Below are 22947 nucleotides of genomic sequence, written 5' to 3'. Positions count from 1 at the left end.
GCGGTGGGCCGGCCCACCGCGGCCTGCCTCCTCTCCCGCCGCGGCAACGCCGTCTTCATCGGCGCGCTCTCCGCCCTGGAGACCGCGGTGATCGTCACGGCGGCCGTCCTCGGCATCGTGCCCTGGTGGTTCCCGCCGGCCCTCCTCCCCGTGACGGCGGCCCGTATCGCGCAGTTCACGGTCGGCATGGTGCGCGGCGACATCCTGCGCGGCCGGCTGATCGGCATCCGGGCGCACCGGGTCCTGGTCGTCGCCCTGGTCGCGGCCAACGCGCTGTACGGCGCCACGACTTGACCCGCCCGGCCCGCGGTCGCGGGTATCCGAGAGACGAGCACCTGAGATGAGAACCCTCGAACCCGGCCTGTTCTTCGACGCGTTGGCCGACCGCGGTACCCGGACCCGGGTCCACCTGAGCCGCCCGCTGGACATCCCGGACGACGGCCGTACGGCCTACGGCGTCGAGGACCTGTCCTGCCTGGTGACCCGGGCCGCGGGCTGGCTCACCGCGCTCGGTGTGACGCGGGGCGACCGGGTCGCCGTGCTCAAACCCAACCACTGGGACTACGTGTTGCTCGCCTGCGCCGCCGCCCGCATCGGCGCCGTGCCCGCGCTGCTCTCCGGAAGCCTTCCGCCCGAGACCCTGCACCTCCTGCTCAAGCGCCTCGACGCCAGGGCCCTGGTCACGACCTCGGACACCCTCGCGGCCGCACACACCGCGGGCACCGACCTGACCGCCTGCACCCGCCGCACCCTCACCCTCGACGCCCCGGCACCCGGCGCCGTACCCCTCGCGGACGTGCTCGGCCACCGGCCACCGGCACCCCAACGCCCGTCCGCACAGGCACCGTTGGCCATCATGCACACCTCGGGCACCACCGGCGTCCCCAAGCTGGTCGTGCACACCACCGCCTCGCTGGTCCACCGCATCGCCGCCGCCGAGGCCCGCCGCTGGCCGCTGGTGAGCAGCCGCCCCGACGACACCGTGGCCCAGGCGACGTCGTACGCTCATGGGCGCGGCCTCACCTGGACGCTCAGCGTGTTCGCCCTCGCCCCGCGCGACGTGGTGCTGCTCGACAGCTTCGCGGCCGAGCACGCCGAACCCGTCCTGCGCGCCCACCGCCCCACCGTCATGGAGGCCACGCCCGCCGCCTATGTGCGCTGGCAGCCGCTCGCGGCGGCGCCGGACAACCCGTTTCGCCGAGTGCGCCTGTTCCTCAACACCTTCGACGCCATCCACCCGCCCACGGTGCGCGCCTACCTCACGGCCACGCGCCGTCGGCTGCCGCTGTGGGTGCAGGTCTGGGGGCAGTCCGAGACCGGGCCGCTCACCTTCCGCTGCCTGACCCGCCGTTCGGTGCGCGCGGCGGGGGAGCGGCACCCGACGACCCGCGACCTGGGCCGTCCCGTGCCCGGTAAGACACGGCTGCGGGTGGTGGACCCGGCCACCCTGCGACCGGTGGCACCCGGCAGGACCGGCCTGGTGATGGCCCGTACCAAGGCGCTGTGCGCGGGATATACCGGGGAACAGGAGCGGCTGTCGGCCAAGTCCGCGGGCGGCTGGTTCGCCACCGGAGACCTCGGCGTCATCACCAGGTCCGGCCGGCTGCGGCTGCTCGACCGGGAGGTGGACGCGGTCCAGGGCGGCGCCTGCGTCGAGATCGAGGACGTGCTGCACGACCGGCTCCCGGACGTCGTCGAGGCGGTGGTGCTCGCCCGGCCGGACGGGCTCCCCCTGCCCGTCCTCGCGACCCGGGACGGGACCCTCCACCGCGACGCGTGGCGCCGGGCCGTCGCCGACCTGCCGCCGCTCGGCGAGCCCGCCCTGCTGCCCCTGGACCGGCTCCCGCTCACCGCGACGGGAAAGGTACGGCGCCAGGAGCTGCGGGACCGGCTGCTCGACGGGGCGCCGGCACCCGGCACCGGACGCTGGACCTGACCCGCGCCGCCGCACCGCACCGCCGTACCACCACACGAGGAAGAACCCTGATGGCCGACACAGACGTCGATGTCGCCGTGGTCGGAGCCGGGATCTCGGGCCTGGCCACCGCCTTCCAGTTGACGCGCACCGGCAGATCGGTGCGCGTGTTCGAGGCGGGCGACCGGGTCGGCGGGCGGATGGCCGCGCGCCGCCACGAGGGGTACGTCCTGGACGAGGGCGCCGAGCAGATCGCCACCCGCGGTTACGACGCCACGTGGCGGCTGATCCGCGCGGTCGGCCTGCCCGCCGACGCCGTCGTGCCGGTGGGCGGCCGCATGGCGATCTGGCGCGACGGCCGGGCCCGCCCCGACTTCGGCCACCCGGCGGGGCTGCTGACCGGCGCGGGCATGACCTGGCGCGGCCGGCTGTCCTGGCTGCGCTTCACCGCGACCCTGCTGCGCCACCGCTCGCGCTTCGACCCCGAGCACCCGGAGTCGACACCGTTCGGCGAGATGACCGTGGAAGAGTACGCCCGCCGCCACCATCGCGACCTGTACGAGCGGCTGTTGCAGCCGATGTCCGGCACCTTCTTCGGCTGGCTGCCCGAGCGTTCGGCGATCGGGCCGATGGCCGCGCTGCTGCTCGCCGTCGGCGGCGCCGGAGAGCGCTGGGTGACGTACCGGGACGGCATGGACACCCTGGCCAGGGCACTCGCGGACCGCCTTGACGTCGTCACCGGCACCGCTGCCGTCGCCGTCAAGCCGGGCCCGCGCACGGCCCGCCTCGACCTCGCCGACGGCACGACGGTGACCGCAGGACACGTCGTCCTCACCGTACCCGCGCCCCTGGCGCTCGCGCTGCACGCCGATGTCCCGGACGACGAGCGCCCCTACCTGACGGCCAGCACCTACCGCCCGATGCTCAAGGTGTCCTGCCTCCTCGACCGCCCCCTGCCGAGTCCCACCCGCCGGCCCTCCTACGGCCTCCAAGTGCCCGCGGTGGAGGACCGGGTGTTCGCCGGAGCCATCCTCGACCACATCAAGGCACCCGGCCGAGTACCGCCCGGACGCGGCCTGATCAGCCTGTTCGCCTCCCCCTACGCGTCGACGCGGCTGCTGGGCCGCACCGACGAGGAGATCGCGTCCGAGATCGGCGCGCACGCCGAGCGGTATCTGCCGGGCCTGACCGAGGCGACACGTACCGCCCTAGTGGCGCGCTGGCCGCACGGCCTGCCGGAGGCGGCACCGGCCGCGCTGCGCCTGCGCCGGGCCTTCCTCCAACGCCCCCTGCGCCGCGTCGAGTTCGCAGGGGACTGGCTGGCCCTGCGCCCCAACAGCGAGGCCGCCGTCCACTCGGCCACGCTCGCCGTGCGCCGGGTCCTCGCCGCCGAGGCCGGCTGACGCGAAGGAGGGCCGGGGCGCCCCGGCCCTCCCCTGTGCACCGTGGGCCTCGGTCAGTTCACCGTGATGGTGGAGCTGCCGCTGCTCTGGTATCCCTCGGTCGAGAGGATCATGTAGTTGAAGGCGCCCATGTTCATCCCGTGGCTCGCCCACGCGTCGAAGTGGTTGCCCGTGGTGATGGTGCCGCCCACCCGCTTGGACTGCCGCACGCTCCAGTACTGGTTGAACGTCGCGGTGCCGATGATGGACGGCTGGTTGACCTGCTGCGTCTCGTAGATGTCGTACGTGCCGCCGTCACTGGTGACGCTGCCCTAGTTGGTCCACGAGGTGCTGTAGTTGCCGCCGGACCCCAGGTTCATGGCGACCGAACCACCGCCGTTGGTCCAGAACGAGTGCCAGTAACCGTTGTTGCTGCCCGTCTGGTTGGTGGTGATGGTGGTGGCGGCCTGGGCGGTGCCCGGCAGCAGCAGCCCGGAGGCGGCCGGTGCCAGGGCACCGGCCCCGGCACCGGCGAGGAGATTTCTGCGGCTGAGCGGGTGGGCGGGGGGCTTGTCCTCCATGTGCATGCTTCCTCCTCGGGAAGGCTCGTGGAGAACCCGGGGCCGTGCTGCCGCCCCGGGGGCACAGATCGGTCGGGCCGGCGAAGTCCCGCTAGCGCAGACCGAATTCCGGCGCGGGCTGCTTGCCGAACAGCCGGGCCGGCACCGCGTCGGCCAGCAGCCGGTAGCCGGCCGGGTTCAGGTGCAGATGGTCGCCGACGTCCAACGCGCCCTGGATCCGCCGGGGTTGGCGCGGATCGCGGACGGCCCGGTCGAAGTCGAGGACGGCGTCGAAGCGGCCGCTGGTGCGGATCCACCGGTTGACCGTCTGCCGGGCCGCCTCGCGGTAGCCGTTCGGGTCGTCGTAGTCGGTGTTGCCGCCGAACGGCGTCAGCGTGGCCCCGTACACTGGGATCCCCTGCGCGTGTGCCCGCACGATGATCTGGTCGTAGGCCGCGATCAGATCCGCCGCGGTCCTCCGCTGCGCGGCCTCCGTGGCGTCGGCGGTGCCGATGTCGTTGACCCCCTCGAAAAGGATCAGCCACTTCACGCCGCTCTGCGCCAGCACATCGCGGTCGAAGCGGGCCAGCGCATTGGGGCCGAGGCCGTCGTTCAGTACACGGTTGCCGCCGGCCGCCTGGTTGAGGACCGCGACACCGGACGTCTCGGGGCGCGACCGCAGCCGGGTGAGCAGCTGGTCCGGCCACCGGTCGTTCCCGTCGGTCGTGGAGCCCCGGCCGTCCGTCAGCGAGTCGCCCACCACGACGGCCGCCGCCGTGCCGCTCTTCGAGAAGACCTCGACTCCGCTGAGGAAATACCAGTGTTCAGCGGTGGCCGCCTGGCCGAGGTCCGTGTCGTCCAGATGGTTCCCGCGCACCATGTACGACGTGGTGCGCGAGCCCGGATGCGAGGTGATGTCGTCGGACGCCTGGCCGTCGGCCAGATAGAGCGTCACCGTGAGGTTGGACCCCGGCCGCAGCTCGAAGTCCAGCGGGTCGGAGACGGCCTGCGCGCCGACCGGGACCACGGTGGAGGCACGGCCGTCGAAGGTCACCTTCCGGGTGCTGCCCGCCTGGACGGCGCCGGACCCGGGGCGCCCGCCCGCCGGGAGCGCCACCGAGACGGCCGTGAGGGGCAGCGCCGCCCCGCCGAACGCGTTGGAGAAACGCAGCCGCAGATGCGTCCCCCCGACCGAGACATGCACGGTCTGGCGCACCGTGCTGTCGGCGAAGACCTGGTCCGGCTGGGTGAACGGCGCCGGAGGCATGTTGCCCGGCTCGGTCAGCTGCGGCATCGAGGTCCAGGTGTTCACCCAGTGCCCGGCGGCGACCTGGCTCGTGGCCGTGCGCGTCGTACGGTCCCCGCCGGCTGCGGGGGAGGTGGCGAAGCCGGTGGCCGTGAGCACGGCCGCGGCGGCAACGCTCACCAGGAGTGCGGATGTTCGGCCCATGAGGTGTGTCGTCCCTTCTTCAGCGCAGCCGGAGGCTCTCGGGCGGACCGAGGTAACTGGGCTTGAGGCCACCGGTGTCCACGACGAGGTTCTGGAGCACCACGGTGGGGTCGACCATCCAGAACTTCAGGACGTGCACCCCCGCCTCGGTGATGCGGTGGGTGGTCGTGGTGACGTTGACGTTGTCGGAGGTGTTGCGCTGCCACTGCGTGTTCATCGTGCCGTCGTCGGAGCCGGTGACCTCGGTGATGTTCACCGACTGCGGCCGGTCGCCGTCGAAGGAGACGGCGTAGGTGAGACCGCCGTTCGCCAGCACGTCGTTGCGCGGCGAAAGATACGCCGACACCTTGACCGGGCCGGTCGTGAACAGCGTGACGGTGTACTCCAGTCGGGGGCCGTCGCCGCCCGGGGTCCGCCGGGACGCGGTGACCGGGAAGGGCTCCATGCCCGCACCGGTCCTGCCGATGCCGGGGAGGCGGCGCCAGGAAATCCCGCCCCCGCCACGGGCGTTGGTGTAGTGGTCGGCCTCGATGGAGATGTAGCCGCGTGCCTCGACGAACCCGCTGACCTTGTGCGCGGGCCTCGGATGGTCCACCGGGGCCTGGACCGTGACCTGTTGGCCGTCCGGACCGCTGACGGTGACGGGCACCGTGGTCCTGCCCTGGGGCGCACGGGACCAGTCCGCGCGCACGGTGACGCGTGTCTGCCCGTCGACGCGCCCCCTCGTCGCGTCGACGGACAGCCACGGGACCCCGGTACGGATCTGGTAGTCGAAGGGCGCCGTACCGCGGTTGAAGATCTCGATGTACGGCGCCGGTCCGCTCGCGTACGGGCTCAAGGCGGGCAGCACGCAGTCGGCCGCGGAGCCGGGCCACACCTGGTCGCTGCCGTCCACGGCGATCCCCATCCGTGCCTTCGTCCGCGGGGTGATCCGTTTGACGGCCGGGAAGATGACGTCGGGGATGGCCGCGTTGTCGATCTGCGGCTGCTGCCAGGGCGCGTCCGGGCCGTACCGGGCCACATCGCCGTAGTCGATGTGCGGCTGGGTCTGGAACCCCTTCCATTTCCCTTGTGCCACACCCTTGTTGAAGTGATCGGCGAGCGCCTTGTCCTCGGCGAAGTACGACTCCGCCGCCGCGGCCAGCGCGTTGGCGACGGCCCGGCCCTGACCGGCGTACAGCAGGTTGGTGAACTGGGCCTGGCGCAGGGCGTAGAGGTTCGCCGTCGCCTTGACCGGATACAGGACCAGCTCGTAGAAGCCGTCCCGCTTTGCCGCCGGGAGGGCGCGGTTCGCGCGCTCGGCCGCGGCGGACAGCTCCGTCCACTCCCGTGTGACGCGTTCCATCTCCCGGTAGTCGGTGATGCTGAACGGCGTCGCCTGGTCGTCGTAGACGACGGCGGAGGAGTCCGTGGCCAGGTCCTTGTCCGGATCCACGGTGATCTTCCGGTTGAGCAACTCGGGCTTGCGCCGGGCCTGTAGATACCCGTACGTGTCCAGCACCTCGGCGATCTCGGCGGCGTGCGCGGGCCCGAAGTTCTGCCGCGCGTACTGCTCCAGCCACGCGGGGACGTCCTCGGCGGTCCAGCGCTCGGGGTCCCAGGCGTAGTCGAGGAAGAACTGCGTGGAGAGCTCATTGCCCTTCACATCACCGGAGTTGACGATCCACAGCTGCCGGATGCCGTAGGTGTACGCCTGGCCGAGCTGGTCGAGGACATTGGCCAGGTTGGCGGTGTCGACCCACTTGTAGTTGCGGCCCGCGCCGACGTAGTCGAAGTGGTAGTAGAGGCCGTAACCGCCGCTGTGCGCGGGCAGGGACGGGCTCGGGACCAGGCGCAGATTGCCCCAGTTGTCGTCGGTGAAGACCACCGTCACATCGTCGGGCGCTCGCAGACCCTGCTCCCAGTAGCGCTGGACCTCCTTGTAGAACGTCCACACCTGCGGGGTCTCGGACTGCGGCCTGCCGGTGACGTCCGCGATGATCTGGCGCTGGGTGGCCACGATGCTCTGCATCAGGTCGATGCCGTCGCCGTCGGGCAGCGCGGTGTCGCCGTTGCCCCGCATGCCGAGGGTCACCACGCCCTCGAAGCCCTCGCGCACCTTGCGCCGGATGCCGTCCGTCCAATACGCCTTCAGCGCCTCGGCGTTGTGCCGGAAACTCCACTCGCCGGTACCGCCGTAGGGGTCGCTGCCCGGCGTGACGACATTGCCCTGACCGTCGCGCACCGCGGGCACGGCGTGCCGGTTCCACTCCTCGATGCCGCGCATCATGGGCGCCTCGTGCGAGGTGCCCATCACCACGCCGTACGCCGTCGCGGTCGCATGGTTCTCGGGATCGTCCTCGGCGAAGGCGCGCCCCCACACCGCGGGCCAGAGGTAGTTGGCCTTCAGCCGCAGCATCAGCTCGAAGACCTTGGCGTAGAAGGCGTGGTTGAAGCCGTCGGGGTGGCCGGGGGCGAGACCGGGACCGAAGTGGGCCGGCGCCCAGGTGCCCAGCGACGGGTTCTCGTCGTTGATGAAGAAGCCGCGGTACTTCACGGCGGGCGTGCCCTGGGTGTGCCGCCCGGGCCGGACGTGCAGCAGATCCTGGTGGCTCGGCGCGGCATCCGCCCACCAGTACCAGGGCGAGACCCCGATGCCCCGGCTGACGTCGTAGATGCCGTAGATGGTGCCGCGCTGGTCGCTGCCCGCGATCACGAAGGCGCGGTCGACCCCGGGCAGCGGGTGCTCCACCACCTGTTCCAGGGAGGTCTCCCACCTCCCGGCGATCCCGCTGACGTCCAGCTTCCCGGCGGCCACCAGACGGTCGATCAGCGGGCTCTTTCCGAGCGTGCCGATGAGGACGACCTCGCGCAGGCCGGCCGGGTCAGGCGACAGCGCGGGTGCGACCCCGGTGACCCGCTCCAGGTCGTCGCGCAGATCACCGGCCGCGCGGACCACGCCCTCGTGGTCGTCGGCATCGACCACCAGGGGCGTGGCCCTGCCGCTGTCGACCAGCGGGAACGTGCCGGGCCCGCGCGAGGTGGTGATGTACGACCCCGGGTCGGTGGGCCGCGCCGCCGCCGTGGCGCCGTCGGCCCGGGCGGGGGCCGCCGCGCCCAGCACGGAGGCCACGGGGGTCGCCAGTGCGGTGAGCCCGGCCCCGAGGGCCAGTGCCGTCCGCCGGCTCATGCCGTCCGGGCGGCCGTCGTCGGCCGCGGGGGTGTCGGGTCGGGTGCCGGCGGGCCTGTGCCGCGTAGAGTCCATGCCGCTCTCCATGGGACGGGGAGCCCCTTCGTGGGGAGCCCCTTCGCGGGCCGCGGGGGACGGCCCCGGGGACGGGGTGGGGCATCGAAAGGGGCCGATACTGTTTCCGGAAAGTTTCCGGAAGTTGTCGCGAAACGTTAGGGTCGCACCGACTGCCCGTCAACCCCCGCCGCATCAACTGACCGGCCCCGTCCGGGCCTTGGCCGCGCGGCGTCCCGGGCGGCGGCGCGCGGGCCCCCTGACGGGCGATTGCCTATGCTGAGGGACCGCAGGCGAGGAGGCATGGATGGCAGCACAGGACGCGGGCCGCGTCACCATCGCGGACATCGCCCGGGAGGCGGGCGTGTCTCTGCCGACGGTCTCCCGGGTGCTCAACGGACGCGCCGACGTGTCCCCCTCGACCCGCCGCCGGGTCGAGGACCTGCTGGCCCACCACGGCTACCGGCGGCGCGCCGCCCAGCCCGCCGGCCGGGCGGAACTGATCGACCTGGTCTTCAACGACCTCGACAGCCCCTGGGCCGTGGAGATCCTGCGCGGTGTGGAGGACGTGGCGCACGCGGCGGGCCTCGGCACGGTGGTCTCCGCGGTGCACCATCGCAGCACCTCGGCCCAGCAATGGCTGGTCAACCTGCGGGCGCGGGCCTCCGACGGCGTCATCCTGGTCACCTCGGACCTCGCCCCCGAACTGCACGCCGAGCTACGGCGCCTGGGCGTGCCCACCGTCATCATCGACCCGGCCGGGGTGCCCACCTTCGGCATACCGACGATCGGCGCCATGAACTGGGCGGGCGGCCGCAGCGCCGTCGAGCATCTGCTCTCCCTCGGGCACCGCCGCATCGGCGTCATCACCGGCCCGGCCACACTGCTGTGCAGCAGGGCCCGGCTCGACGGCTACCGGGCCGCGCTGGAGTCCGCCGGGGTGGAGATCGACGACCGGCTCGTCCGCCGCGGCGACTTCTCCCACGAGGCCGGCTTCACCGCGGGCACGGAACTGATCACCCTCCCCGACCCGCCGACCGCGATCTTCGCCTCCAGCGACCAGATGGCCCTCGGCGTCTACGAGGCCGCCCGCCAGCACGACCTGCGCATCCCGGACGACCTCAGCGTCGTCGGCTTCGACGACCTGCCCCAGGTCCAGTGGTCCCCACCACCCCTGACCACCGTTCGCCAACCCCTGGACGAAATGGGCCAGGTCGCGGTCCGCACCCTGCTCCGCCTGATCCAGGGCGAGACTCTGGAGAGCCCGCACATCGAACTGGCGACACAACTGGTGGTGCGCAGCAGCACGGGCGCGGCGCGGGGGTGATCCCGGGGTCGTATCCTCGGGAGGTTGCCCGGAGCAGGGCGCCGCCGTGATGTACGACACAGGAACTCTCCGCGTCGTGCGGAGAGAAGTGAGTGTGAACAAGTCAGAGAACGACATCCGCCGCCGCGTACGCGAGGGGGATCGCGAGGCGTTCGCCCAGCTGTACGAGGAGTTCGCCCGGCCCGTGTACAACCACGGGCTGCGGCTGACCGGCGACTGGTCGACGGCCGAAGAGGTCATGTCAGAGACATTTCTGACCGCGTGGCACTCGCGTGCGCGGGTCCAGGAGGACGGCGGCTCGCTGCTGCCCTGGCTGCTGGGCATCGCCACCCACAAGGCGGACAACGCGCGCCGCAGCACCTGGCGGCGGCAGCTGTTCCTGGCCCGCCAGCCGCCACCACCGGACGTCGAGGACTTCGCCGCCCGTTCGGCCGGGCGCATCGACGACGCGCGCCGGCTCCGGGCCGTGCACGCGGCGCTGGGCCGGCTGCGGCGGCAGGACCGTGAGGTCCTCGCCCTGTGCGTCTGGTCCGGACTGGACTACCAGGAGACGGCCGAGGCACTGGGGATCGCGGTCGGCACCGTGCGCTCCCGGCTCTCCCGTGCCCGCAAGAAGCTCGCCCGCCTCGCGGACGAGAGCGCCGAACAGAATCGGGAACCGCAGATCCGCCGCGGAGAGATAACCAGTGCGGCCGCGATCGCGGCCCTGCCCGTGCGGGAGGAACTCACATGAACGACCGTCACGCTTGCCCGGAGCGGCACGACGACCGCGAGGAGATCGCCCGTCTGCTGCCGGCCCCGGCCGACTGGGACCTCCCGCGCGAGCAGCACCTTCGTCACAAGGATCTGCTCATGCGCCACATCGACCGCGACCAGGCCGAAAACACCACCCCCGAAACAACCCCCGACACCACCGCCGCGCCGGTCCGCCGCGCCCGGCCCCTGCTGCGGCCCGCGCTGGTCGCCTCGGCGGCCGCCCTCGCCCTGGCCGCGGCGGGAACCACCGGTGCCGTCCTGAGCGGCAACGGCGGCCATGACGACGCCGCCGCACAGCACGCCGCCACGGACATACGGCCCGCCGCCGCCCTGCTGCACCGCATCTCGAACGCCGCCGCGCACCACGGCACGCTCACCGTGCGCGACGACCAGTTCGCCTACACCAGGGAGAAGGTCCGCGAGGCCGATCTGACCAGCGGCAAGGCCGTCGTCAGCCCGCTCAAGGACTACGAGTCGTGGGTGTCCCAGAAGCCCGGCCCGCTGCACACGCTCGGACTGATCCGCGCCGACGGCGAGACCCTGCCCATCAACGCCGAACTGGGGGACACCAAGGGCACCCCGGCGGGTCTCAGCCGGCCCACGTACCACTGGCTCGCCGCCCTGCCCACCGACCCGGACAAGCTGCTCGCCTACCTCTACGCCAAGACGCCCGCGGCCGAAGGACGGGAGCGCGACCAGGCGGTGTTCGAGCAGATCGGCAGCCTGCTCGGCGGACTGACGCCGCCCCGCACCGCCGCCGCCCTCTACCAGGCCGCCGCGAAGATCCCCGGCGTCGACCGGTCGTCGCGGGTACGGGACGCGATCGGCCGGCAGGGCCTCGGCATCGTCCGCGACGACACGCGCTACGGCGTGCGCACCGAGTGGGTCTTCGACGCCAAGGACTACTCCTTCCTCGGCTCCCGCAGCTACCTGACGAAGGACGCGCCGTACGGCAAGGCAGGCACCCTGCTGTCCAGCACGGCCGAACTGGCCCACGCCGTGGTCGACAAGGCGGGTGTGCGGCCCGCGGCCGAGGACCGTACCGGAACCGCCTGATGATCAGGCCGTGCCCCGCGGGCGAGACCTCCCGCGGGGCACGGCCACCGGCACGGGGAACGCCGTGGCGCCGTCGCGGGCGGGCGGCGATACCGCCGGACGCGGGTCGCGTGGCGAGGGACAGCCGATTGACACGACCGGCGGGCGCTCTCATCATGGGAGCGCTCCCAAGCCTCAAGTCCCCAAGCTCCGCCCGCCCGTTGGCGCACCGCCGACGGGTGGCGCGGTGCCGCACGCCGCACGGTTCCCCGTCCCTCGTCCGGCTCCGCGGTGTGGCCCCGGGCCGGCGCATCACCCGGGAGGAACACCCCCATGCCGTTCCGCAGGAGACCAGCCCGCAGCAGAACGGACGGGCTCCGCCGTCCGCTCGCCGTCTTGGCCTCGGCCGCCCTGGCCATGGCGGCCGCGATCGTGCCGCTCGCCACCTCCGCCGCAGCCGACGCGGCCGCCACCGGTGACACCACGGTCACGGTCAACGCGAACGCGGGCCTGGGCACGGTCACTTCCACCGCGCTCGGCGCCAACACCGCCGTCTGGGACGCGTACATGAACGACCCCGGGGTGGCCCCCCTCTACCGGGCCGCGGGAATCGGCGCGCTGCGCTACCCGGGCGGCTCCTACGCCGACCTCTACCACTGGGTCGACAACACCGCGCCCGGCGGCTACGTCGCCCCCGGTACCGACTTCGACTCCTTCATGGGCACCGCGAAGGCATCCGGCGCCCAGCCGATCCTGATCGCCAACTACGGCTCCGGCACCGCCCAGGAGGCCGCGGACTGGGTCCGGTACGCGAACCTCACCAAGGGCTACGGCGCCAGGTACTGGGAGATCGGCAACGAGCTCTACGGCAACGGCGTCTACGGCAGCGGCTGGGAGAACGACACCCACGCAGACAAGACGCCGGACCAGTACGCCCGCGAGGTCGAGTCCTACGCCGCCGCCATGAAGGCGGTCGACCCCACCGTCAAGATCGGCGCGGTCCTCACCATGCCCGGCAACTGGCCCGACGGCTCGGTGGCCACCGGGGACACCGGCGACTGGAACCACACCGTGCTCGCCGCCGTCGCCCACGACATCGACTTCGTCAGCGTCCACTGGTACCCCGACACCAGTGACGGCGACCAGTCGCTGGCCGCCGTACGGCAGCTGCCCGGTGAGCTGCACGAGGTGCGCGACCTGGTGGACCGGTACGCGGGCGCCGACTCCGCGCACATCGGCATCGCGATGACCGAGGTGAACTCCAACTCCGGCGGCGGCGCCTTCACCAGCCGCCCCAACGGCCTGTTCACCGCCGAGGCCATGATGACCGCGCTGGAGAACGGCGTCTTCACCGTGGACTGGTGGGACACCCACAACAGCGCGGGCACCATCAACACCGTCGGCGGTGAGACCGACTACGGCGACATGGGCATGCTGTCCAACGGCAGCTGCTCCGGCGGCGTCTGCGAGCCCGCCGTGAACACCCCCTTCGCGCCGTACTACGGCATCAAGACACTCGGCGCGCTCAGCGACCCCGGCGACAGCATGGTGGCCTCCGGCACCTCCGGTTCCGAGGTCTCCTCGCACGCGGTGCTCCGCTCCGACGGCGACCTCGGCGTCCTGCTGCTGAACAAGAGCTCCGGCACCGAGCACACCGTGGACCTGCGGTACCTGGGCTTCACCGCCGCCGACGGTACCCCCGAGGTCCAGCGGTGGGCCCCCGGTGACGACGGCCCGGTGGACGCGACCGGCACCGCCACGGCCGACTCGGTGACCCTCGCGCCGTACTCCATCACCGTGCTGACCCTGCACCCGAAGAGCGGCACGGGTTCCGCCGCCGCCACCGTCGGCGCGCCCGGCACACCGCGGACCACCGCGGTCGGCGCCGGCACCGTCGGCCTGAGCTGGCCGGCCGCGACCGGCACGGTGGACCGGTACGAGGTCTACGAGCAGCTCGGCACCAACGTCCAGCTGCTCGGCTCGTCCACCGGCACCTCCGTCACGCTCTCCAACCTGCCGGCCGGCTCCCGGCACACCGTCAATGTGCTGGCCCGCGACAAGGCGGGACACCTCTCCCGGCCCTCCGCCCCACTGACCTTCACCACCACTACGCCGGACGACAGCACCTGCACCGTCTCGTACCAGGTGACCTCGGGCTGGGGCAACGGCTTCGTGTCCAACGTGGTGGTGAGCAATGTCGGGCCCGCGGACATCGACGGCTGGACCCTGACCTTCGACTGGCCGTCGGCCGGGCAGTCCCTCTCCTCGTCCTGGAACGCGAACGTCACCGGTGACGGGCGGCACGTCCATGTGACCAACACCGACTCCAACGCCGAACTCGCCCCGAACGGCGGCAACTCCGTCACCTTCGGCTTCGTCGGCGCCAACGACGGCGCCAACCCCTCCCCGACGTCCTTCACCCTCAACGGCACGGTCTGCCGGACGGTCTCCTGATCCGTCGCGCCCTCGGGTGGGACGGCTCGACCACCCCACCCGAGGTACGTCCCGGACCGGGGTGCCTCAGATCGCGGTCCGGCCGCCGTCCACGGCGATGGTGGCGCCGGTGACGTAACTGGCCCTCGGCGAGGCCAGGAAGGCGACCACCTCGGCGACCTCGGAGGGCTCGGCGACCCGCTTCATCGCGGTGGTCGCGCCCAGCGCGTCGAACAGCTCGCGCCCCTCCGGCCGGGTGTACACCGGGCCGGGGGCCACGGTGTTGAAGCGGACACCGCGCGCGCTGTACTCGGCCGTCCAGCTCTGCGTCAGCGAGGCCAGGGCCGCCTTCGTGGCGCCGTAGGCCGCGGCGTTGGCCAGACCGAGGGTGCCCGCCATGCTGCCGATGCTGATCACACTGCCCGAGCCCTTCGCGGCCATCGCGGGGGCGAAGGCGGCCACCAGGAAGAAGGGCGCGCGGACATTGCCGTCGAACATGGCGTCGTAGTCGGCGGGCCGCATCTCCTCGGTCGGGGCCCAGTGCGCGACTCCTGCGTTGTTGACCAGCACGTCCACGTCGCCCACCTCGGCCGCCAGCCGGCTCGCGCCGTCCGGCTCGGTGAGGTCGGCCGCGACGAACCGGGCCCGGCCCCCGGCCGCGGCGATCTCCGCCACGGCCTCGGCACCGCGCTCGGCATTGCGGCCCACGACCACGACGGACAGCCCGTCCTCGGCCAGCCGTCTGGCGATCGCCCGGCCGATACCGGAGGTGGCCCCGGTGACCAGCGCGGTCGGGGGACGGGACGCGGGGGCGGCGCTCTGTGCGGACATAGGGGACACCTTTCGAGGTCACGAGCCGGGCAGGCCCGTCCGGCTTACTGAGGGCGCGTCCGAGACGATGCCCTCCTCCAAGGAACGCAGTCCGGCGGTGAGAAGGCGTCACGACACCCCGAGGGGCCGCCTGATCGGCGCCTTCGAGGCGGGCACGCGTCGGCGTCGGCCTCGGCGGATCGGCCCCGCGGATCGGCCGCCGTCGGGTAAGGCCCCGCCCGGACCCCCCAGCACGGACTCGGCCCGGTCGCCGAGGAGTTGGGAGGGCCGTGTCCGAGTGTGATGCTTCTGCGAAGGGCTGCCCGGACCGTCCGCAGCCCGGCCGACCACGCGTGCGCGTTCCGTATTCTGGCGGCTGGAACTGCCGGCCGGCCAGGGGAGGGGCGCGTGCCGCTGCACAAGGACGACCCGCGATCCGTCGGCGGCTACAAGCTGATCGACCGGCTCGGCGCCGGCGGCATGGGCAGGGTCTACCGGGGCAGATCACGTTCCGGACGCGAGGTCGCCGTCAAGGTCGTCCATGCCGAATACGCCCAGAACCCCGTCTTCCGGGCCCGGTTCCGGCAGGAGATCGAGGCCGCCCGCCGGGTGAGCGGCGCCTTCACCGCGGCCGTGGTGGACGCCGACCCGGAGGCCGACGCGCCCTGGATGGCCACCCAGTACGTGCGCGGCCGGTCCCTCGCGGACCGCGTCCGCGACCAAGGCCCGTTGCGCGTCACCGAGTTGCGGCCACTGGCGCTGGGTCTGGTGGAGGCGCTGCGCGACATCCACCGGGCCGGGGTGGTGCACCGCGATCTGAAACCGGCCAACGTCCTGATGGCGGAGGACGGCCCACGCGTCATCGACTTCGGCATCTCCCGGGCCGTGGAGAGCCACCACACCCTCACCGAGACCGGGCAGGTGATCGGCACCCCGCCCTTCATGTCCCCCGAGCAGTTCACCGACGCCCGTACGGTCGGCCCCGCCTCCGACGTCTTCTCGCTGGGCGCGCTGCTGGTGTGGTGCGTCACCGGACGCGGCCCCTTCGACGCCGACAGCCCCTATCTGACCGGCTACCGGGTCGTCCACAACGAGCCCGCCCTCGACGGGGTGACCGGTTCCGTGCGCACGGTGCTGGAGCGCTGCCTGGCCAAGGAACCGGCCGACCGGCCCGCCCCGGACCGGCTGGCCCTGGAGTTCGCCGACGCCCTGCCGGAACCGGCACCGGGCGAACCGCGGACCATGACCCTGCGGCTGCCCTCCGCGCGGCCCGCGGATCCGCCCGCCACCGGCGCCCCGACCACCGCGGACCACCGCCCCCGATGGCGCGGACCGCGGGTGCTGCTGGCCGTGTCCGCAGTGCTGGCCGCCGCCCTGACCGGCTGTCTCCTGCTCGACCCGCCGGGCGACGGCGGTGGCGACGGCGGCGGCACGGTGTGGGCCGGAGCCACGGCCACCGGACGCTGGGCCCCGCTCCCGGCCGGCTGGAAGCCCTGGCAGACGACCGCGGCCGCCGACGCCGAGAAGGGCGTGCGGAAGGCACCGGGATACGACGGCAACCGGACACCGGCCTGTGTACCGGACGCGGGCGCCCTCTACTGCGCGGGCAGCGCACTCCTCCCCGAGCGGATCGACGCCGCCTCCGGCCGCACCCTGTGGCGCTCCGGCATCGCGCCCGCGGGTGTTCCGGCCGACCGGTACGTCACCAACATCCTCGGCACGTACGAGGGCGTGGTGCTCGTGGAGTTGACGGTCACCGGCTCGGCCGGCACGGGCCGGTCGCAGTCCGTCCTCGCCCTCGACGCCACGAGCGGCGCACGGCTCTGGTCCCACCCGGTGCGCACCGACAGTCTCGGCTCGGCCTACGCGGCCGGGGTGACGATGACCCAGGAGGGCGACGGCGGCGCGGTGACCGTCCGCTCGGCGCGCGACGGAACGGTACGCGGACGGATCCCCGTACCCGCCGGATACGACTGCTATCCGCTCGCCGCGGGGAACCGCCCGTACGTGGAGTGCATCACCCGCGCGGAGGGCTCGCACCGCACGAAGTTCCTCGTGGTCGACCCCGCCGACGGCTCCGCGCGCACCCTGGTGTCCCCCGCCCAGCAGCGGAGCTTCATCGGCGCCCTGGACGGCCGGCTGGTCTTCGTGGAATCGACCGACAACCCCGCGCCCGACAGCCCCGACCTGGTCTACACCCGTATCGTGCGCGTCGACCCGCGCACCGGCGAGCGTGCGCTGACCCCGCTGCCCGAGCGGTACCGGGGCGGGATCCCGACCCTGGCCCACGGCACGCTCTACTTCGCCACCTCCAGCGGCATGGTCACGGCCGTCTCGCCCCTGACCGGAGCCAGGCTGTGGCAGAGCCATACGACCCTGGAGACGCCGGGCCAGGCCTCGGTGGACCCGAACGGCCGCACCGTGTACCTGGCCGGCGGGAGCGGCCGGGTGGCCGCCCTCGACACGGCCCGCGGCACCCTGCTGTGGGAGTCCTCGGCCCGCGCGGAGGTGCTGGACAGCGGGCTGCTGCCCACGGTGTGGTTCGACAAGGGCGCGCTGGTCCTCGCGGCCTCCGACGGCAAGCTCTTCACCCTCGACCCGGCCCACCCGGACCGCAAACCCGTACCGGGGTGACACGAACCCGGTTCCGCCGGGCGGCGGATCAGGCGGTGGGCAGCCACTGGGCCCGCTGGGAACCGCGGGGCACGAGGATCTGCCGGTAGGCGCCGGGGGTGTCCGACATCTTCACCTGGTCGGTGACGCCCTGGTAGTGGCCGAGCGGCGTCTCCGCGGTGAAGACCTCGGGGTCCGGGTAGGCGTGCAGCTCGCCGGTGCCCGCGATCTCCTCGGCGTACGACGTGTCGAAGATGCCCATCGACAGGATCCACAGGGCGACCCGGGACAGCGAGACATGGACGCGGTAGCTGCCGCCGTCCACGGCACGGCGGCGCAGCGCCTCCGCGATGCCGGCCGTCATGAACCACGAGACCAGGTAGTCGTTGACGACGGTGATGGGCGGCAGGGCCGGCTTGTCGCCGTCGCCCTCCAGGTGGAGCAGACCGGTGAGCGCGCCCGCGGTCTGGTCGAAGCCCAGGTAGTTCTTCCAGGGGCCGCTACGGCCGTTCAGCGAGACCGTCGCGTGGATCAGACCCGGTCGGCGCCCGATGGACTCCTCCTCGGACAGGCCGATGGAGTCGAGGAAGCCCGGGCGGCGGTTGGCGTAGAAGACATCGGCGCCGGACTGGAGTTCGTGGATCCGGGCCAGCCCTTCCCGGGTGTACGGGCTGACCGTGGCGGAGCGCACGCCCACGCTGGTGGTCAGGTAGGTGACGTCGTGCTCCAGCTCGTACGGCCGCCACAGGTTCAGCACATCGGCGCCGTGCAGGGCGAGGGCGCGGCCGGCTCCGGCGCCCGCGATGATGTGGCCCATGCCCAGGGCGCGTACTCCGTCGAACGGCGCGGTCGGACAGGCGGGCAGCGGCTCGGGGTCGCTGTCGCCGATGCGGGTGATCTCCACCAGCGGCAGTCCGGCGAGCACCTGCTGGTACTGCGCCTCCTCCAGGATCTCGGCGGGCGTGCGCACCATCGGCATCACGCACCCGGCCTCCGCGCCGGCCTGCTCCAGCTCCCGGGCGTTCCACTGGGAGATCGCGGCCGCCACGTCCTCGGGCACCTCGCCCACACCGAGCAGCCGCTGCGCGGCGACCTTGATGTTGGGGTAGATGTTGAACGGCATCATCCAGCGGTCGTCGGCGGTGCGGTAGAAGGCGTTGGCGAACGCCTGGTTCGGCAGCGAGGGGGTGCCGCCGACATAGCCGTTGATGAGTTCCCACTTCCCGTCGTAGAAGGGGCACAGGCGGTGCGGGCCGACGCGCAGGTCCATGTGGATGTCCTGGCCGCGCCCGGTGCGGTCCTTCCACAGGGCGGCGACGGCGGCGGACTTGGCGACCAGCGCGATACCGGAGGCCGCGCCCAGGCGCAGGGTGCTGGGGACGACCGGGTCCGCGCCCTCGAAGGTGATCCGGCCGCCGGTGTCGCCCGGCCGCAGACCGATGCCCGCGAGCACCTCGTTCGTCTCGGTGTGCACATCGAAGGCGTCGTCCGTGGCGGGGGCGGCGATGGCCTTCTTGATCTTGTCGGTGAGATCCATGGCTTCTTCGCTTCTCGTCGGTGGTGCGGGGGAGTTCAGGCGCGGGCGCGCTCGGCGTCCGGGGTCTCGCCGAGGGCGCGCATCAGCGCGATCTGCGCTCGGTCGCGCTCGGCGGCGAGCTGCTCCACGGATGCGTCGCCGAACGCCTCGCGTGCCTGCTCGGTGAGGAGGGCGACGGTGGCGTCGTCGAAGGTGGGGCTGCCCAGGAGCGGCCACAGGCCGGTCTCCATGCCGCGCCCGAGATGGTCGATGAAGTGGGGGAGCCCGTCGGGGCCGCCGCCGAGATGGAAGGTGCGGAACGGGCCCGCCACGGCCCAGCGCATCCCGATGGAGGAGGTCACCACGTCGTCGAGCTGCCGCTCCGTCACCACGCCTTCGGCGACCAGGTGGACGCACTCGCGGAAGAGGGCCGCCTGGAGGCGGTTGGCGACGAAGCCGGGCACCTCCTTGCGCAGGACCTGCGGCTTCTTGCCGAGCGCGGTGTAGAAGGCCGTGGCCTGTTCGACGGTGGCCGCCGCGGTGCGCGCGCCGGGCACGATCTCCACGAGCGGTACGAGGTGCGGGGGGTTGAAGGGGTGGCCCACGATCAGGCGTTCGGGCGCCCGCATGGTCTCGGCGATGGCGGTCGCCGGGATGCTGGAGGTCGAGGTGGCAAGGAGCGCGTGGGCGGGTGCGGCCGTTTCGACGGTCTCCCAGATCTGCCGCTTGAGTTCGAGCCGCTCGGGGCCGTTCTCCTGGACGATGTCCACCTCGGCGACGGCGGTCGCGAGGTCCGCCTCGAAGGTGAGCCCGGCGGTCGGGTTCTCGGTCGGCAGGCCGAGCGCGGCCAGTGCGGGGGTGATCTCCGCCAGTCCGGCGCGGACCAGGTCCTCGATGTCGGGGCGGGGGTCGTTGACGACGACGTCGATGCCGCGGGCGAGGAAGAGGCCGGCCCAGGAGACACCGATCACGCCGCCGCCGATGACGGCGGCACGCCGGTAGGACTCCAGGCCGGGCTCAAAGGTGCGGGACATGGTGCGGGCCTTTCTCGAAGACGGGGGTGGGCGCGGTGCGGCGGGGTCAGGCGGTGAGGTAGTCGAAGACCGGCTCGACCGGGCTGAGCGTCAGGTCGGTGAGGATGTGGCTAGCGCCGACGACCTCCAGCACGGGCAGGTCCGCGAGCGGGGCCATGGCGTGGGCGAAGAGCTCCAGGCGGGCCGGCGCGGTGTACGCGCTCTTGACGGTGACGTCGGTGATCCGGGTGCGGACCAGGTCGCAGACGCGCAGGCCGCCGTCGTAGTCGGGGACCGTCTTGATCATGAAGTTCGGTGCGCACACCTGGGCGAGTGCCTCCGCCGGGTCCATGGCGTGGTGCTTGTAGCCCATGGTCGCGGTGGCCACCCGCAGCGTCCCGTAGTCGAGCGTGCCGACCAACGTGTCGGAGTCCACATAGAGGGTGGGGGAGCCGGACTTCTTCGGGTAGGCGCTGTACTCGCGGCCACTGGAGATCGCGGGCACGCTGTCCACGTACATGGCGAGGTTGAACTCGCCCTTCTCGCCCTCGTGTTCCACGGCGATCAGCTGACCGGCCTCCGTGTAGTCGCCGAGCCCGGTGGTGTCGGGCATGCGCATGATCTCGAAACGCACGATCGGATCGGTGACCGTCAACGGCTCCGGGACGAGGCGGCGCACTGCCTCGGGGTCGGTGCGGTAATAGATGTTGAGGTATTCACGGTTGGTGAACCGGTACCGCGCGGGAGCGTAGGCCGGGGAATCCACCGGGGTGGTGAAGAGGCGGGCCACGTCTTCCTTTTGCATGCGGAGCCTCCGAGGAGAGCGGGTAATTCTCGGTCGAATCCAGTGGACACGTGGCCGCATACGTCTGTCCAATATATGTATGCGTCATGATCCATATGGAAGAAGATATTGATAAAGGAAGCCGCTGTTCCGGTGAAAGCGTCCGCGCGGGGAAAAGCCCCAGCTTCCAATGGGGTGGCAGCTCCATCGATTGCCCGCCGAGCCCGCGCTCGTCGGCGAGGACCGGCTCGACCGGGTGGTGCAGACCCTCACCGACCATGTGCGGTGCGCGCCCCGGAGCTGATCCGACCGGCTGCGGGCGCCACCGCCGCGCGGGACACTGGAGGCGTACGGCGATGAGGCTCGCCGCAACCGCACCCATGGCCGGTGCTGATGGCCTCTACGTGATGCAGGGAAGGCGCGCAGCACGGAGGTGGCATCGATGACCAGAATCGCCGTGACGGTCGAGGCGACCGTCGCCAGCGGCATCCGGGACGACGAGACCGAACCCCTGGTGGACCCGCCGCCCGCGCACGGAAAGGACGGCTGGCCGGTGGGGTACGGCCGCGTCCGGGACACCCTGGGCGAGGACGGCGGCCCGCTGCGGGCGCTCGTCCTGATGTGCGAGCCCGCGGTTCCCCGGGACGAGGTCAAGGCCTGGCCGGTGGCCGTCCTCCACCTGGCCGCGCCGGACGGCCCGGTGGACGAGGTGCTCTGCGTGGCCGAGGCCGCGCCCTTCACCGGCCTGCTGGACCTGGCCGACTTCCCCCGCTGGCACGCCCAGCCCGAGGCCTGGGCGCAGGCGCTGGCCCGCCTCGCCCCGGGCAGCGCCTGCCAGGTCGAAGGGGTCGGACCGGCCCTGGAAGCCGGTGCACTGCTGGAGACCGCCCGGCACGCCTATCTCCAGCTCACCGGCTGCCTGGAGTGATCCGCGCGGCCCGGCCCCGGTCAGTGGCCGGCCAGGCCGAAGGGAAGTGAGGGGCCGGTGTCGGCGATCTCGATCAGCCGGTTGTACTTGGCGACGCGTTCGCCCCGGGCCGGGGCCCCGGACTTGAGCTGACCGCAGCCGGTGCCCACGGCGAGGTCGGCGATGAAGGTGTCCTCGGTCTCGCCCGAGCGATGGGAGATCATCTGGGTGTATCCGGCCGCGCGGCAGATCCGCATCGCATCCAGGGTCTCGGTGACGGTGCCGATCTGATTGACCTTGATCAGGGCGGAGTTGCCGATCTTCTTGCTGATCGCCTCCTGGATGATGACGGGGTTGGTGACGAAGATGTCGTCGCCCATCACCTGCACCCGGTCGCCGAGGCGTTCGGTCAGCCTGACCCAGCCGTGCCAGTCGTCCTCGGCCAGAGCGTCCTCGATCGACCAGACCGGGAAGCGGTCGATGATCGCCTCGTAGCGGTCGATCAGATCGTCACTGCTCAGCGCCTCGCCCGCGACCCGGTACAGGCCGTCCGGCAGCCGGAACTCGCTGGCCGCCGGGTCCAGGGCGATCGCGACACCGTCGCGGCCCGGTGTGTAGCCGGCGTCGGTGATCGCCTCGACGAGGAGGTGCAGGACGTCCTCGGGGCGGTCGATGGCGGGGGCGAAGCCGCCCTCGTCGCCCAGGCCCGTGGTGTGGCCGTCGGCGGCCAGCCGCGCCTTGAGCCGGGCGTACACCTCGGCCCCGGCGCGTACGGCCTCGGGCAGACTCGGCGCGCCGAGCGGGGCCAGCATGAACTCCTGGAAGTCGAGGTCGTTGGCGGCGTGGGCTCCGCCGTTGACGACATTGAAGTGCGGCACCGGCAGGCGCGGAACGGTGCCCGCCACCTCGGCGAGATGCCGCCACAGCGGCTGCCCGGCGGCGGCCGCCTCGGCACGCCAGACGGCGAGGGAGACCCCGATGACGGCATTGGCGCCGAGCCGGGACTTGGTGCCGGTGCCGTCCAGTTCGATCAGTGCCTGGTCGATGTCGGCGGCCGAGGCGAAGTCGCGTCCCGTCAGGGCCCGGCTGATCTCGGCGTTGACGTGCCCGACCGCCGTGGAGACGCCCTGTCCGCCGTAGCGGGTCCGGTCGCCGTCACGCAGTTCGACCGCCTCCCGGGTGCCGGTGGAGGCACCGGAGGGCACCCCGGCCCGGATCCGGGC

Annotated in this window: 15 protein-coding genes, 2 pseudogenes and 1 riboswitch; of the genes and pseudogenes, 9 read left to right on the top strand and 8 right to left on the bottom strand. The window is 72.5% G+C overall.

Annotated elements, in window-relative coordinates; translation table 11 throughout:
- From CCN72_RS39160 to CCN72_RS25795, 3 genes and pseudogenes are all read left to right on the top strand, one after another.
- Positions 1–294, top strand: a pseudogene (locus CCN72_RS39160) (UbiA family prenyltransferase); the annotation flags it as partial.
- A gap of 46 nt (positions 295–340) precedes the next feature.
- The gene (locus CCN72_RS25800; protein WP_086810033.1) at positions 341–1936 is read left to right on the top strand and encodes a class I adenylate-forming enzyme family protein; all 1596 of its coding nucleotides are present in this window, start codon (positions 341–343) and stop codon (positions 1934–1936) included.
- Positions 1937–1986: 50 nt separating this feature from the next.
- Positions 1987–3318: a protoporphyrinogen/coproporphyrinogen oxidase gene (locus CCN72_RS25795; protein ID WP_086810031.1), complete on the top strand. Its 1332-nt coding sequence runs from the start codon at positions 1987–1989 to the stop codon at positions 3316–3318.
- Between the two features lie 53 nt (positions 3319–3371).
- Here CCN72_RS25795 and CCN72_RS25790 read toward each other — a convergent pair.
- The 3 genes and pseudogenes from CCN72_RS25790 to CCN72_RS25780 form a co-directional block, all read right to left on the bottom strand.
- Positions 3372–3884 (bottom strand): annotated as a pseudogene (locus tag CCN72_RS25790) (glycoside hydrolase family 11 protein).
- An 85-nt stretch (positions 3885–3969) separates the two neighbouring features.
- Entirely contained in the window at positions 3970–5307 is a 1338-nt protein-coding gene (locus CCN72_RS25785) for an SGNH/GDSL hydrolase family protein (RefSeq protein WP_086810029.1), read from the bottom strand.
- Positions 5308–5326: 19 nt separating this feature from the next.
- Positions 5327–8551, bottom strand: a complete 3225-nt coding sequence (locus CCN72_RS25780; RefSeq protein WP_425276172.1) for a glycosyl hydrolase 115 family protein — start codon at positions 8549–8551, stop codon at positions 5327–5329.
- 286 nt (positions 8552–8837) lie between these two features.
- On the opposite strand from CCN72_RS25780, the gene CCN72_RS25775 reads away from it, so the two are divergent.
- The 4 genes from CCN72_RS25775 (at position 8838) to CCN72_RS25760 (ending at position 14102) form a co-directional block, all read left to right on the top strand.
- Complete coding sequence (locus tag CCN72_RS25775) at positions 8838–9857, top strand: LacI family DNA-binding transcriptional regulator (protein WP_086810027.1); 1020 nt, start codon at positions 8838–8840, stop codon at positions 9855–9857.
- 115 nt (positions 9858–9972) lie between these two features.
- Positions 9973–10590 (top strand): RNA polymerase sigma factor, encoded by a 618-nt coding sequence (locus CCN72_RS25770; protein ID WP_085568893.1) that lies wholly within the window; start codon positions 9973–9975, stop codon positions 10588–10590.
- Positions 10587–11669: a CU044_5270 family protein gene (locus CCN72_RS25765; RefSeq protein WP_086810024.1), complete on the top strand. Its 1083-nt coding sequence runs from the start codon at positions 10587–10589 to the stop codon at positions 11667–11669. Before CCN72_RS25770 ends, CCN72_RS25765 begins: the two co-directional genes overlap by 4 nt.
- 375 nt (positions 11670–12044) lie before the next feature.
- Positions 12045–14102, top strand: coding sequence for a cellulose binding domain-containing protein (locus tag CCN72_RS25760; RefSeq protein ID WP_244174451.1), 2058 nt, complete (start codon positions 12045–12047; stop codon positions 14100–14102).
- 66 nt (positions 14103–14168) lie between these two features.
- On the opposite strand, the gene CCN72_RS25755 is transcribed toward CCN72_RS25760, so the two are convergent.
- Complete coding sequence (locus CCN72_RS25755) at positions 14169–14912, bottom strand: SDR family NAD(P)-dependent oxidoreductase (RefSeq protein ID WP_086810020.1); 744 nt, start codon at positions 14910–14912, stop codon at positions 14169–14171.
- Positions 14913–15299: 387 nt separating this feature from the next.
- On the opposite strand from CCN72_RS25755, the gene CCN72_RS25750 reads away from it, so the two are divergent.
- On the top strand, positions 15300–17525 hold the full coding sequence (locus tag CCN72_RS25750; RefSeq protein WP_086810018.1) for a protein kinase domain-containing protein: 2226 nt from the start codon (positions 15300–15302) through the stop codon (positions 17523–17525).
- A gap of 28 nt (positions 17526–17553) precedes the next feature.
- Here CCN72_RS25750 and CCN72_RS25745 read toward each other — a convergent pair whose 3' ends face one another.
- Genes CCN72_RS25745 through CCN72_RS25735 form a run of 3 tightly spaced genes read right to left on the bottom strand, consistent with a single transcriptional unit; the run spans position 17554 to position 20838 of the window.
- Entirely contained in the window at positions 17554–19041 is a 1488-nt protein-coding gene (locus tag CCN72_RS25745; RefSeq protein WP_086810015.1) for a CoA transferase, read from the bottom strand.
- Between the two features lie 35 nt (positions 19042–19076).
- Positions 19077–20054, bottom strand: a complete 978-nt coding sequence (locus CCN72_RS25740; protein ID WP_086810013.1) for a 3-hydroxyacyl-CoA dehydrogenase NAD-binding domain-containing protein — start codon at positions 20052–20054, stop codon at positions 19077–19079.
- 46 nt (positions 20055–20100) lie between these two features.
- Positions 20101–20838, bottom strand: a complete 738-nt coding sequence (locus tag CCN72_RS25735) for an acetoacetate decarboxylase (protein ID WP_086810011.1) — start codon at positions 20836–20838, stop codon at positions 20101–20103.
- 322 nt (positions 20839–21160) lie between these two features.
- A riboswitch (Fluoride riboswitch) is annotated at positions 21161–21227 on the top strand.
- 32 nt (positions 21228–21259) lie between these two features.
- On the opposite strand from CCN72_RS25735, the gene CCN72_RS25730 reads away from it, so the two are divergent.
- Positions 21260–21745: an inorganic diphosphatase gene (locus tag CCN72_RS25730; RefSeq protein ID WP_086810008.1), complete on the top strand. Its 486-nt coding sequence runs from the start codon at positions 21260–21262 to the stop codon at positions 21743–21745.
- Positions 21746–21765: 20 nt separating this feature from the next.
- Here CCN72_RS25730 and eno read toward each other — a convergent pair.
- On the bottom strand, positions 21766–22947 hold a 1182-nt coding region (eno, locus tag CCN72_RS25725), incomplete at its 5' end, for a phosphopyruvate hydratase (RefSeq protein WP_107430152.1).

Origin of the sequence: Streptomyces murinus (assembly GCF_002154555.1) — a bacterium.
In the GTDB taxonomy this organism is placed as follows: domain Bacteria; phylum Actinomycetota; class Actinomycetes; order Streptomycetales; family Streptomycetaceae; genus Streptomyces; species Streptomyces murinus.
The sequence above is the reverse complement of the archived record's forward strand: the minus strand, read 5'-3'. Positions and strand labels throughout refer to the sequence as shown.